Below are 12,658 nucleotides of genomic sequence, written 5' to 3'. Positions count from 1 at the left end.
TCAGCCCATGCATTGATCCTCGTGCGTCTTGGCGGCGTCGTTCTTGGGCTCGTGCTCGGCCGGGCGCCCACGGCCCACCACACCGTCGGACCGCGCCTTCAGGTAGACGTAGATGTCGTCGACGTAGCACATCACGTTCTTGTTCTCGCCGAAGGCCGGCATGACCAGCTCCTGGGAGGCGCTCACGTCCTTCTTGCCGCCGGCCACGATGCCGATGAAGGTGGGATAGTCGTCATGCTTGAGGGCCTCGACGAGGGACGGCGCGTAGGTCGAGCTCGCGCCGTGCGGCCCGTGGCAGACGATGCAGTTCGCGTTGTAGCGCAGGTATCCGGACCTCGTCGCCCAATCGATCTCCATGCCGAAAGGTTTTCCTGGCGCAACAAGCTGGGCCGACTTAGCTTTCCGCGACGGGAGCGCCCCTCGGGGAATCGAGTCCGGCCGGCCGCTCTCCCGAAAGGAGGGCGGTCATGCAGCTCACCGATGCACAGCGCCTCGACTGGCTGCGTCTGATCCGCACCGAGGGCGTCGGCCCGCGGACCTTCCGCATGCTGATCAACCGCTTCGGCGGGGCCGCCGCCGCGCTGGAGGCCCTGCCCGACCTGACCAAGCGCTCCGGCAAGCGCGTGGTGCCGCCGAATCGAGCCGAGATCGAGAAGGAGATGGCGGCGGCGGGCCGGATCGGCGTCCGCTACCTCGCCATGGGCGAAGCCGCCTATCCGAAGAGCCTCCAGGCGGCGGACACGGCGCCGCCGATCCTGGCCGTGCGCGGGGCGGCGGAGGCGCTTCTCAGGCCCGCGGTAGCGATGGTCGGGTCCCGCAACGCCTCGGCCTCCGGCCTCGCCTTCACCGAGCGGCTGGCGCGGGGGCTCGGCGAGGCGGGTCTCGTCGTGACCTCGGGCCTCGCCCGCGGCATCGACGCCCGGGCGCACCGGGCCGCGCTCGCGACGGGAACGGTTGCCGTGCTCGCGGGCGGGCATGACAGGATCTATCCGGAGAATCACGCGCCGCTGCTGCAGGAGATTCTGGAGAACGGAGGCGCCGTGGTGGCGGAGATGCCGCTGGGCTGGGTGCCCCGCGGGCGCGACTTCCCCCGGCGCAACCGGATCATCTCCGGGCTGTCCTACGGCACCGTCGTGGTGGAGGCGGCGCGCCGCTCAGGCTCCCTCATCACCGCGCGCTTCGCCCTGGAGCAGGGCCGAGAGGTCTTCGCCGTGCCGGGTTCCCCGCTCGATCCGCGCGCCGAGGGCACCAACGATCTGATCCGCCAGGGGGCGACGCTGGTCGGCGAGGTCGCCCATATCCTCGCGGTGATCGGCCCCCTCGTCGAGCATCCGGATGCCTTCGGTCCGCGCGATCTCCTGAGCCGCGACCGGCCCGCTCTGGAGGAGCGGCCGGATTTCTGGGACGAGATCGATCTCGACGGGGAGGTGATCCGGGTGCCGGTCGCCGGGCTCGACAGCCCCGATCCGGCCGAGCCGGAGGGCGACCGGGCCCGCTTGATCGCCGCACTGAGCCCGACGCCGATCGGCACGGATGAACTCGCCCGGCTGGCCGGCCTGTCGGTGCGCGTGGTGCAGACGGCGCTGCTCGAACTGGAGCTCGACGGGCGAATCGAACGGCATGGCAGCGGTGCGGTTTCCCTGGTGCCATGAGGCAGGCGAATCGGTCTTTCTTGAGCGGCCGATTTGACAACCCGGCGCCCTTAACCCACTTCTGCGCGGCGCGAGGCCCCGGCCATCGGCGGGAGCGCATCCGCGCATCTCCTACAAACCGTTCTGGCGGTGAGGCTCTGGCGAGAGGCAGAGGTTCATGAAAGTCGTCGTCGTCGAGTCGCCGGCCAAGGCCAAGACGATCAACAAGTACCTGGGGCGCGATTACGAGGTTCTGGCCTCCTTCGGTCATATCCGCGACCTGCCGGCCAAGGATGGCTCGGTCGATCCGGAAGCCGATTTCGCCATGATCTGGGAGCTTGAGGATCGCGGCTCCAAGCGCGTCTCCGAGATCGCCAAGGCGGTGAAGGGGGCCGAGAAGCTGATCCTCGCCACCGACCCGGATCGCGAGGGCGAGGCCATCTCCTGGCACGTCATCGAGGCGCTCTCCGCCCGCAAGGCGCTGAAGGGCATCCCCGTCGAGCGCGTCACCTTCAACGCCATCACCAAGGACGCGGTGCAGACCGCGATGCGCAAGCCCCGCGAGATCGACCAGGCCCTGGTCGATGCCTATCTCGCGCGCCGCGCCCTCGATTATCTCGTCGGCTTCAACCTCTCCCCCGTGCTCTGGCGCAAGCTGCCCGGCGCCAAGTCGGCCGGCCGGGTGCAGTCGGTCGCGCTCCGCCTCGTCGTCGAGCGCGAGATGGAGATCGAGCGCTTCAAGCCGCGGGAATACTGGTCGATCGTGGCGACCCTGGTCACCGAGGCCGGCGGGGTGTTCGAGGCGCGGCTGGTCGGCGCCGACGGCAAGCGCATCCAGCGCCTCGATGTCGGCAATGCCGAGGAGGCGGCGGCCTTCAAGCGCGATCTCGAACTCGCGACCTTCCAGGTCGGGTCGATCGAGGCGAAGCCCGCCAAGCGCCATCCGCAGCCGCCCTTCACCACCTCGACCCTGCAGCAGGAGGCGTCCCGGAAGCTCGGGATGGCGCCCGCGCAGACCATGCGTGTCGCCCAGAAGCTCTACGAGGGCGTCGACATCGGCGGCGAGACGGTCGGCATCATCACCTACATGCGAACCGACGGCGTCGACATGGCGCCGGAGGCGATCCAGGACGCCCGCCGGGTCATCGGCCGCGAGTTCGGGGACGACTACGTCCCCAACGTGCCGCGCAAATACTCGGTGAAGGCCAAGAACGCGCAGGAGGCCCACGAGGCCGTGCGCCCGACCGATATGGGCCGCCTGCCGAAGCAGATCGCCCGCTACCTCGAACCGGAGCAGGCCAAGCTCTACGAGCTGATCTGGACGCGCACCGTGGCGAGCCAGATGGAATCGGCCGAGCTCGAGCGCACCACCGTCGACGTGATCGCGAGCGTCGGCCCGCGCCGGATCGACCTGCGCGCCACGGGCCAGGTCGTGAAGTTCGACGGCTTCCTCGCCCTCTATCAGGAGGGCAAGGACGACGAGGAGGACGAGGACGGCAAGCGCCTCCCCGCCATGAAGGCGGGCGATCCCCTCAAGCGCGAGCGCATCGCTTCGACCCAGCACTTCACCGAGCCGCCCCCGCGCTATTCCGAGGCGAGCCTCGTGAAGCGGATGGAAGAACTCGGCATCGGCCGGCCCTCGACCTATGCCGCCGTGCTCCAGACCCTGCGTGATCGGGAATATGTCCGGATCGAGAAGAAGCGCCTCCAGCCGGAGGACAAGGGCCGCCTCGTCACCGGTTTCCTCGAGAGCTTCTTCAAGCGTTACGTCGAGTACGATTTCACCGCGAGCCTCGAGGAGCAGCTCGACCGGGTCTCCAATGCGGAGATCGATTGGCGCACCGTTCTGCGCGACTTCTGGCGCGACTTCTCCGCTGCCATCGGCGGCACCAAGGAGCTGCGCGTCGCCGAGGTGCTGGAGGCGCTCAACGGTCTGCTCGGTCCCCACATCTTCCCCGAGAAGGCGGACGGATCGAATCCCCGCGCCTGTCCGACCTGCGGCTCCGGCCAGCTCTCGCTGAAGCTCGGCAAGTTCGGCGCCTTCATCGGCTGCTCGAACTATCCGGAATGCAGCTACACCCGGCAGCTCTCGGCCTCCGGCGTCGACGGCGACGGCGAGGGCTCCTCCGGCGAGGGCGGCCAGCCCGGCGTGCGCGTGCTCGGCAACGATCCCGTCACCGGCCTGCCGGTCACCCTGCGCGACGGCCGGTTCGGCCCCTTCCTTCAGCTCGGCGAGGCCAGCGCCGACAAGGATGCGGAGAAGCCCAAGCGTTCCTCGATCCCGAAGGGCGTGGCGCCGGCGAGCGTCGACCTCGAAAAGGCGCTCAAGTACCTGTCCCTGCCCCGGGAGGTGGCGCGCCACCCCGAGACCGGCGAGCCGATCCTCGCCAATATCGGCCGCTACGGGCCCTACGTGCAGCACGGGAAGACCTACGCCAATCTCGGCCGGGACGACGACGTGCTGGAGGTCGGCGCCAACCGCGCGATCGACCTGATCGTGACCAAGGAGCAGGGCGGCGGGCGCGGGCGCCCGTCCTCCGATCCCGGCCGCCCCCTCGGCAAGGACGAGGCGACGGGACGCGAGGTCACGGTGAAGGCGGGCCGCTACGGGCCCTACGTCACCGACGGCGAGGTCAACGCCACCCTGCCCAAGGCGATGGCGGCCGAGGCCCTGACCCTGGAGCAGGGCATCGATCTGCTCAACGCCAAGCGCGCCTCCGGGGGCGGCAAGAAGGCGCCGGCCCGGGGTCGGAAGGCGCCGGCCCGCAAGGCAGCCGCGAAGTCCGGCGAGGACAAGGCGCCCAAGAAGGCGGCCGCCAAGGCTCCGGCCCGGAAGACGGCGGCGAAGAAAAGCGCCGGGTGAGCGTTCTGCCGCATCCGGTCGATTGCACTATCGGCCTGATCGACAGTTCTGGGGACAGCCGATACTCTTTCCGCTCGAGGCCAGCCCCTCGGGCGGAACGTCCGGCCTGCGACATCCCGGAACCGACGCCGCCCGCATGACCGACAGTCCCGAGAAGCCTCCGCACGCGACGCATCGCGGCGTCCTCACCGGTGCCCTGGCCGAGATCGCCGAACCCGGCAGCGACATCTTCTTCGCGGCCGTGGAGACCACCCGGATGCCGATGGTGGTGGTCGATCCGCGCCAGAACGATCTGCCCATCGTCTTCGCGAACCCGGCCTTCCTGGCGATGACGGGATACACCCGTGACGAGGTGCTCGGCCGCAACTGCCGTTTCCTGCAGGGGCCGGAGACCGATCGCGCCAAGGTCGCGATCGTCGCGAGGGCGATCGCCGAGCAGCGCGACGTGTCCCTCGAGATCCTGAATTACCGGAAGGACGGCTCGACCTTCTGGAACGCCCTGTTCGTCAGCCCGGTCTATAACGCGGCCGGCGAGCTCGTGTACTATTTCGGCTCGCAGCTCGATGTCTCGCGCCGCCGCGACGCCGAGGATGCCCTCGGCCAGGCGCAGAAGATGGAGGCGCTTGGCCAGCTCACCGGCGGCATCGCCCACGATTTCAACAACCTGCTCCAGGTCATCCTCGGCTATGCCGACGTGCTTGCGAGCGGCCTGTCGAAGCCCGAGCCGGACCGGGGCCGCCTCGGGCGGGCGACGCAGAACATCCGCGAGGCGGCCGAGCGCGCGACCACGCTGACCCAGCAGCTCCTCGCCTTCGCCCGCAAGCAGCGTCTGGAAGGCCGGCCGGTCAACCTCAATGCCCTCGTCCGGGAGATGGGCGAGCTCGCCCGCCGCACCCTCGGCGAGACGGTAGAGGTCGAGACCGACCTCGCCGGCAATCTCTGGACCTGCCGGGTCGACCCGACCCAGGCCGAGGTCGCCCTGCTCAACATCCTGATCAACGCCCGGGACGCGATGCCCGGTGGCGGCCGGGTGCGGATCACCACCACGAACGAGACCATCGCCGACTCCGATGCCCAGGCGACCGACGCCCTGCGGCCGGGGCGCTATGTCGGCGTGGCGATCAGCGACACCGGCAGCGGCATCCCGCCCGCGGTGCTGTCCCGGGTGATGGATCCGTTCTTCACGACTAAGGAGGAGGGCAAGGGCACGGGCCTCGGCCTCTCCATGGTCTATGGCTTCGCCAAGCAATCGGGCGGTGCGGCGCGGATCAGCTCGACCCTCGGTGTCGGCACGACCGTCCACCTGTTGTTCCCGACCGACGATCGGCTCGAGGAGCGTCCTTCCCGCGAGAGCGAGGAGGACGGCGAGCGTCACGGCACCGAGACGATCCTGATTGTGGAGGATCGGGAGGACGTGGCCGAACTCGCCCGGGCCATTCTGCGGGATTACGGCTACGTCACGCACATGGCCGGCAATGCCCGCGAGGCGCTCGCCATCCTGGATGCCCACGAGGGCATCGCTCTCCTGTTCTCCGATCTGATCATGCCGGGGGGCATGAACGGCCTCGTGCTCGCCCGGGAGGCGCGTCTGCGGCGTCCGGACCTGAAGGTGCTGCTGACCACCGGCTATGCCGAGGCGAGCCTGGAGCGAACCGATGTCGGGGGATCGGAGTTCGAGATCCTGAAGAAGCCGTACCGACGCGCCGATCTGATCCGGCGGGTGCGGGCGGCCCTGGACTCACCCGGCGGCGCCTGACGGCAGCGCCGCACGCCATGTCAGGAGTGGCCCATGCCCCGCGGCGACAAGTCGAAATACACCGACAAGCAGATCCGCAAGGCGGAACACATCGCGGAATCCTACGAATTCCGTGGTGTGCCCGAGAAGGAGGCGGAATCCCGTGCCTGGGCCACCGTCAACAAGGACGATGGCGGCGGCAAGCACCCCGGCGGCTCGGGGCGGGGGCGCAGCACGGGCAAGCCCGCCGCCCACAAGGGCGGCCGCGTCGGCGGCGAAGCCTCGGCCTCCCGCACGGCCGAGCAGCGCTCCGCTTCCGCCAAGAAGGCCGCCGAGACCCGCAAGCGCAACGCCGCCAAGAAGGCGTCCTGATTACCGGGCGACGGCGCCCACCAACGGACCGAGCGGGCGGCTGAGATCGGAGCGGCCGATGCCCGGCGCGTAGAGACTCGACACCGAGCCGTCGAGGAACAGCGCGTTGCGGCAGGCGAAGGTGTCCTTGAACAGGCGTGCGAAGGCGCCGAAGCTCACGGGACGTTCCGAGATCGCGAAGACGGCGGTGTGGCCGTCCTCGCGCACCCCGACGCCGTTGCGGATCTTCTGGCTCGGGCCGTCCGTCGAGATCTTGGGGTGGATGCGGCCGTCGATGACCAGCATCGGGCCGGACTGCGTGGCGTAGTCCGGCTTCAGCTTCGCCTTGAGGTAGCGTCCCGTCTCCAGCACGCCGGCCCGGTCGCCCTTCACGTAGAAGATGCCGTTGGGCTTGAGGTGGAAGTTGCCCGGGCCGTTGGCGGTGGAGACGCCCTTCAGCTCGCGTCCCTCCTCGATGTAGAGCCCGACCGGCGCCTGGCCCTTGTCGTACATGCCCGCATTCATCGCGAAGCTGAGGCGGTCCCCTTGCGCCCGCGCGAGGTTCGAGAGCGAGGAATAGGGAAGGCCGTCCGAGCCGAGCCAGAACAGCCGGAGCCGCTGCTTGCGCAGGTCGATCAGGCAGGCGGTGTAGGCCTCTCCTTCGGACTCCACGACCCGGCAGGGGCTCGCCGCCGTGGCGGTCTTGCCAGCCGCCGGTGCATCCGCCTCCCGCGACCAGGCCTGCGTGGCGGCGAGAGCGAGCAGCACGGCAGGCAGAAGACGGGCGGCGTATCGAGACATCGGACGCTTCCTGGCAGAGCGTGAACCGGCGGAGCTTGGCCGCGCGGCGCTCTCCTCACCCGGAAAAGCGGCAGCATTCAAGCGGGGCCGCTCCCGCGATTCTCGAAGCTCACGCATTCGAGACCGGACGTCGCATGAACCGTTTCCCGGAGCTGAGCGTTTTTTGGGCAAGGGGCAGTCAAGGGGCGGTCTTCCCCCTCAGTCCGGAGAATTTTCATATGAAACGCGTCTTGATGGCTTCGGCCGCCCTGGTGGGCGCGCTGGCGATGGTTCCTGCCACGGCCGAAGCCCGCGGCTTCGGTGGGTTCCATGGCGGCGGCTTCCACGGGGGTGGATTCCACGGCGGCGGGTTCGGCGGCTTCCGGGGTGGCGGTTTCGGCGGTGGCTTCCGCGGGGCGGGCTTCCGTCCGGGCTGGGGCGGTGGCTGGCACCGGGGCGGCTATGGCTGGCGCCGTGGCGGCTACGGCCTCGGTGGTCTCGGCCTCGGTCTGGGCCTCGGTCTCGCGGCGGGCGGCCTCTACGGCGGGTATGGCGGCTACGGATATGGCTACGGCCCGTATTACGGCGGCTACTCGGCGGTGGGCTACGATCCCTATTACGGCGGCGGCTGCTACACCGTCCCGCGCCTGCGCTGGACGCCCTATGGCTACCGCCGGGTCCTGGTCGAGCGCTGCTACTGAGGCACGTTCCGAAAGCACGGACAACGAGGGGCCGCGCCAGCGGCCCCTTTTGCCTGCCCTCTTGAGGCGGCGCTCGGTCTCAGCGCCGGCGCATCTCGTCGCGCCGCATCGGCATGGCGTCGATGGTCGAGAACAGGGTCTGAGGCGGGATCGGCTCCTGCGACGACAGCTTGACGCCGCCATCCTTGCCGACCAGCACGGCGTGGAACGCCTCGGCCGAAAGCCCGAGCCGTCGGCGCAGGCGTACCGCGTCCGCGCTCGACCCCACGGCTTCGAGAACGACGAGGTCCCGCTCGCGCAATCTCGTCCGGGCCGAGGCGAGGGCCTCCCGCTGCGCCCTGAGGGTTTTGTCCTCCGCTCCGGGGGCGGAGAGCACCAGCACGCGGGACCGCCACTGATGGGCGGCCAGCGGGTCGCCGTCCGCGGCTCCGCCGGCCAGCAGAGCCGCGAGCGTGGCGGCGGCGAAAAGGCTCTGGCGCGGCATCGGCGGCTCCTGTCGCGGGGCGGTTGCCGCAACCAACGCGCGGCGCTGGGAGCCGGTCTGCGGTCGTTCGGCGCAGCCCTCGGCTCACACCGCCCGCAGGGGAGGCTCCAGGACGCCGAGGACCCGGGCGAGGTCGCTGCCGCGCTTCATCACATGGCCATTGGCCGCGATGACCGCATAGGCCCCCTGGCGGCGGGCGAGCTTCGGATCCTTCTCGACCCGGTAGAGCGGCATCTCGGAAGAGCGGCGGTAGATGGAGAAGATCGCCTTGTCGCGGCGGAAGTCGAGGGCGTAGTCGCGCCATTCCCCTTCCGCGACCCGGCGTCCGTAGAGATTGAACAGGATCCGCAACTCGTCCCGCCCGAAGGCCACCTGGGGCGGCGGCGCGCTTCTCGGAAACGGAATGATCTGCGGATCGCTTGCGGCGGGATCGGCACCGGGCCTCTCGCTCATCGTCTCTCCCTTGTCCGGGCCGCCGAAGCCATCCGTCGAGCCGAAGCGGTGACCGTTTCGGCAGGTCGGGAGGGTTTGGGGGCGGCGTCGATCTGATGATGGGCCGCCCGGATGCCCGCGGCAAGCGCCGGCTAACGGTTCGAATCGCCGCTTTTCCGCCGCAATAAGGCCCTTGCGCAGCCTCATCGCGCTGATCAACTGTTGCATGGAACCTCGTCGGCTCGAGCCCCGGGGCGGCGACTGCAACCCGAGCTCCCCAGCCCGTGGTCGCTGCAACGGATCCGCGAAGGCCGGCACTCCGAGGTTTCGAGACCCAAGGACTTCAGGCGGCCTCTTCGGAGCGCCGCCCTTTTTCTTGGATTTTTCCCCCGATCCTGCGAAGGCTCCGGGCGATCATGACCTCGCCCCCCGTCTTCGACAGCGCTTTTCGCGACCGCCTCGCCGATCTCATCGTCTGGCGGCGGGACGTGCGGCGCTTCCGTGCCGAGCCGGTGGACGAGGCGGTGCTGCACCGCTGCCTGAAACTCGCGAGCCTCGGCCCTTCCGTCGGAAACAGCCAGCCGGGCCGCTTCGTGCGGGTCTCGGATCCGGAGCGCCGCGCCGCGGTGGTCGAGAGCTTCTCCCGCTGCAACGCCGCGGCGCTCGCCTGCTACGCCGAGGAGCGGCAGGCGCTCTACGCCCGGCTCAAGCTCGAGGGCCTGCGTGAGGCGCCGATCCACCTCGCCGTCTTCTGCGACGAGGAAACCGAGGCCGGCTTCGGGCTCGGCCGGGTCACCATGCCGGAGATGCTGCGCTATTCCGTGGTCACGGCGGTGCACGGTTTCTGGCTCGCCGCGCGTGCCCATAACCTCGGCGTCGGCTGGGTCTCGATCCTCGAGCCGGAGCGGGTGACCGCCGCCCTCGACGTGCCCCCGGCCTGGCGCCTCGTGGCCTATCTCTGCGTCGGGCATCCGGTGGAGGAGCACGCCGACCCGGAGCTCGTCCGCCACGGCTGGCAGGCGCGGGTCGCCGCTCAGAGCCTGCTCCTGGAGCGCTGACCGGCGCGCTGCCGCGGGGTAACGGAATGATATCCTTACCCGTCCATCGCCCCGATCACGCGCCTTTTCGGCATCGCGTCGCGGCGGAGTTAGCCGTCTGAAAGCATTGAAGAAACCGGCGGTGGATAAGTCGCAGGGCTTCACCGGAACGGCAAGGCCTCGCGGCGCTTTCTTGCTCAAGCGTATGGTCACGCTTGAGGAATGAAATCCATGTCTGCGTTCACGCTGGAGGAGTTCAAGGTATCGTCGTTCCCGCGGCTGCGGGCCGTCCTGACCGGCGCGGCGTTCGCGACGGTCGCGGCTTCGGCTTTCGCGACGCCGGCCGCGTCCCGCGAGATGGTACCGTTCGCCGATCCCGTTGCGCCGGGCTCGCTCGTGGTGCGCACCTCGGAGCGGCGCCTCTATCTCGTCAACGGCGACGGCACGGCGATCCGCTATCCCGTGGCGGTGGGCAAGCCCGGCAAGCAGTGGAGCGGCCACACCGAGATCGACGGCAAGTATTACGAGCCCGACTGGTCGCCCCCGGCGGAGGTGAAGCGCGACCATCCCCGGCTGCCGAATCTCATCCGCGGCGGCTCGCCGCACAATCCGATGGGCGTGGCGGCGATGACCCTGCGGGGCGGCCAATACGCCATCCACGGCACCAATCGGCCGAACTCCATCGGCACCTTCGCGTCCTATGGCTGCATCCGCATGTACAACCAGGACATCGCGGATCTCTTCCAGCGCGTCGATGTCGGCACGCAGGTCTACGTGGTGCGGTAGAGCGCTTGTTCGACGAAGCGGCTCCCCCTCGTCGAAAGACATCCCGTCCTCATCGGGACCGGAAGAAGCCGGCCTGACCCGATCGGACCGGAACGGGAGGCGTCAGAAATCGACGGCGAGGCCCTTCACCTCCCAGTCCTGGTAGCGGACGGGCTCCAGCCCGCCGCGGCCCTGGCGCTCCGTCTTGGCCGCGATCTCTGCTGCGCGGGCGTCGATGGCGGCGCGCCGCTCGGCGGCTTCCGCCAGGGCGCGCTCCGCGGCGGGGCTGAGGGGCTTGCGCGCGGGCGGCGCATCCGGGCGATCGTCCGTCGTCGTCATGTCGTCTTGCTTTCGGTCGCGTCCGGTGGGAGGGCGTCGGGAAACCCGACCCCTCGTTCTTTCGGAAAGTGGCATTCATGGCGAGACGCCGCAACGCGGCCGGCCGCGAGACGACTTCGGAGCCGGACGTCCCCGGCCTCGGAGCCCGCCGCGTTGCCCGCGAAGCCGTCGCCGACCTGATCGGCAAGGCTCGCGGCCTCGCCCTCGACGACGCCCTCACCCAGGCCCTGCGCCGCACGCCCCTCGAGCCCCCCGATGCGGCGCTTGCCCGCGCCATCGCCACGGCCACCTTCCGGCGCTTCGGCTCCCTGCGCGCGGCCCTCGCGGAGCGGATGACCAGCGGCCTGCCGGAGGAGCAGCCGCGCCTCCTCGCCCTGCTCGCCACCGGGGCCGCGCAGATCCTCGACCTCGCCGTGCCCGATCATGCCGCCGTCGATCTCTCGGTGCGGCTCGCCAAGTCCGATCCCGAACTCGCCCATGCCGCCGGCCTCGTGAACGCGGTCCTGCGCCGGCTCGCCCGCGAGGCGGAGGGGATCCGGGCCTCCGTGCCGGATCCCCTCGACATCGACACGCCCCCCTGGCTCGCCCGGCGCTGGCGGGAGAGCTACGGCGAGGCGACCGCGCGTGCGATCGCAGCCTCCCATCGCGCCGGGGCGGCGGTCGATCTCACCGTTCCGACGGACGCCCAGGCCTGGGCCGAGCGGCTCGGGGGCCTCCTCCTCCCTCTCGGCAGCGTCCGCCTCGCGGAGGTGCGGGCCGCGGTGTCCGAGCTGCCGGGCTATGCCGAGGGCGCCTGGTGGGTGCAGGACGCTGCCGCCGCGATCCCCGCCCGGCTGCTGCGGCCTGCCAAGGACGAGCGCATCGCCGATCTCTGCGCGGCGCCGGGCGGCAAGACCGCCCAGCTCGCCGCGGCGGGGGCCCGGGTGACCGCCGTCGACCGCTCCGCAGCCCGCCTCGAACGGTTGCGCCTCAATCTGGCCCGGCTCTCCCTCACCGCGGAGGTGCAGGCCATCGACGCCCTCGATCTGCCCGAGGACGCGCCTTTCGACGCCGTGCTCCTCGATGCGCCCTGTTCGGCCACCGGCACGATCCGCCGCCATCCGGACGTGGCCTGGACCAAGAGCGAGGGGGATATCGGCCGTCTCGCCGGCCTGCAGGCGCGGCTCCTCGACAAGGCCGCCAAGCTGCTCCGACCCGGGGGGCGGCTCGTCTATTGCACCTGTTCCCTGGAGCCGGCGGAGGGGGAGGCCCAGGTCGCCGCCTTCCTCGCCCGGCATCCGGATTTCGCCCGTCTGCCCGTCACCCCGGAAGAGGTCGGCGGCCATGCCGAGCTGATCGGGCCGGAGGGCGACCTGCGCACCCTGCCCTCGCACCTGCCGGGTCCCGCGGGCTCGCGGGTGGGGGGGGTGGATGGGTTCTTCGCGAGCCGGCTGGTACGAGGCGGCTGAGGGCGCCAACAGCGTTAGCAAACGGTTAAGAGGCGGGCTCTACCGTCAGGCTTGGGAGCCGGCCGACGCACGCCCCGCGTCGCCCGCGCCGG

General features: G+C 70.3%; 13 protein-coding genes. 8 read left to right on the top strand and 5 right to left on the bottom strand.

Features of this window, described 5'->3' with window-relative positions:
* A complete protein-coding gene (locus MMB17_RS03475; RefSeq protein ID WP_338041761.1) occupies positions 1 to 357 on the bottom strand; it encodes a c-type cytochrome, methanol metabolism-related in 357 nt (118 codons plus the stop codon).
* A 110-nt stretch (positions 358 to 467) separates the two neighbouring features.
* On the opposite strand from MMB17_RS03475, the gene dprA reads away from it, so the two are divergent.
* The 4 genes from dprA (at position 468) to MMB17_RS03455 (ending at position 6,601) form a co-directional block, all read left to right on the top strand.
* The gene (dprA, locus tag MMB17_RS03470; RefSeq protein WP_241101081.1) at positions 468 to 1,652 is read left to right on the top strand and encodes a DNA-processing protein DprA; all 1,185 of its coding nucleotides are present in this window, start codon (positions 468 to 470) and stop codon (positions 1,650 to 1,652) included.
* A gap of 157 nt (positions 1,653 to 1,809) precedes the next feature.
* Positions 1,810 to 4,494 carry a type I DNA topoisomerase gene (gene topA / locus MMB17_RS03465; protein ID WP_241101080.1) on the top strand — a complete coding sequence of 895 codons (2,685 nt, stop codon included), beginning with the start codon at positions 1,810 to 1,812 and terminating at the stop codon, positions 4,492 to 4,494.
* A gap of 136 nt (positions 4,495 to 4,630) precedes the next feature.
* A complete protein-coding gene (locus MMB17_RS03460) occupies positions 4,631 to 6,250 on the top strand; it encodes a histidine kinase famiy protein (protein ID WP_241101079.1) in 1,620 nt (539 codons plus the stop codon).
* A gap of 33 nt (positions 6,251 to 6,283) precedes the next feature.
* Positions 6,284 to 6,601, top strand: coding sequence for a plasmid stabilization protein (locus tag MMB17_RS03455; protein WP_241101078.1), 318 nt, complete (start codon positions 6,284 to 6,286; stop codon positions 6,599 to 6,601).
* On the opposite strand, the gene MMB17_RS03450 is transcribed toward MMB17_RS03455, so the two are convergent.
* Positions 6,602 to 7,381: a phosphodiester glycosidase family protein gene (locus MMB17_RS03450; protein ID WP_238313116.1), complete on the bottom strand. Its 780-nt coding sequence runs from the start codon at positions 7,379 to 7,381 to the stop codon at positions 6,602 to 6,604.
* Positions 7,382 to 7,599: 218 nt separating this feature from the next.
* On the opposite strand from MMB17_RS03450, the gene MMB17_RS03445 reads away from it, so the two are divergent.
* A complete protein-coding gene (locus MMB17_RS03445) occupies positions 7,600 to 8,061 on the top strand; it encodes a hypothetical protein (protein ID WP_238313114.1) in 462 nt (153 codons plus the stop codon).
* 79 nt (positions 8,062 to 8,140) lie between these two features.
* Here MMB17_RS03445 and MMB17_RS03440 read toward each other — a convergent pair whose 3' ends face one another.
* Both MMB17_RS03440 and MMB17_RS03435 read right to left on the bottom strand, forming a co-directional pair.
* Positions 8,141 to 8,545, bottom strand: coding sequence for a DUF4174 domain-containing protein (locus tag MMB17_RS03440; protein ID WP_241101077.1), 405 nt, complete (start codon positions 8,543 to 8,545; stop codon positions 8,141 to 8,143).
* Positions 8,546 to 8,629: 84 nt separating this feature from the next.
* Positions 8,630 to 8,998, bottom strand: a complete 369-nt coding sequence (locus tag MMB17_RS03435) for a DUF2794 domain-containing protein (protein WP_238313110.1) — start codon at positions 8,996 to 8,998, stop codon at positions 8,630 to 8,632.
* A 395-nt stretch (positions 8,999 to 9,393) separates the two neighbouring features.
* On the opposite strand from MMB17_RS03435, the gene bluB reads away from it, so the two are divergent.
* Together bluB and MMB17_RS03425 are read left to right on the top strand one after the other, a co-directional pair.
* Complete coding sequence (bluB, locus tag MMB17_RS03430; RefSeq protein WP_241101076.1) at positions 9,394 to 10,035, top strand: 5,6-dimethylbenzimidazole synthase; 642 nt, start codon at positions 9,394 to 9,396, stop codon at positions 10,033 to 10,035.
* Positions 10,036 to 10,245: 210 nt separating this feature from the next.
* Complete coding sequence (locus MMB17_RS03425) at positions 10,246 to 10,800, top strand: L,D-transpeptidase (protein ID WP_420847325.1); 555 nt, start codon at positions 10,246 to 10,248, stop codon at positions 10,798 to 10,800.
* Positions 10,801 to 10,902: 102 nt separating this feature from the next.
* On the opposite strand, the gene MMB17_RS03420 is transcribed toward MMB17_RS03425, so the two are convergent.
* Positions 10,903 to 11,118, bottom strand: a complete 216-nt coding sequence (locus tag MMB17_RS03420; RefSeq protein ID WP_238313107.1) for a DUF1674 domain-containing protein — start codon at positions 11,116 to 11,118, stop codon at positions 10,903 to 10,905.
* 77 nt (positions 11,119 to 11,195) lie between these two features.
* Between MMB17_RS03420 and MMB17_RS03415 the strand changes: the two genes are divergently transcribed.
* Positions 11,196 to 12,566, top strand: a complete 1,371-nt coding sequence (locus MMB17_RS03415; protein WP_241101075.1) for an RsmB/NOP family class I SAM-dependent RNA methyltransferase — start codon at positions 11,196 to 11,198, stop codon at positions 12,564 to 12,566.
* The last annotated feature ends 92 nt before the right edge of the window (positions 12,567 to 12,658 follow it).

Origin of the sequence: Methylobacterium organophilum (genome assembly GCF_022533465.1) — a bacterium.
GTDB lineage: Bacteria > Pseudomonadota > Alphaproteobacteria > Rhizobiales > Beijerinckiaceae > Methylobacterium > Methylobacterium organophilum.
This window is presented reverse-complemented; position numbering and strand designations above follow the sequence as displayed.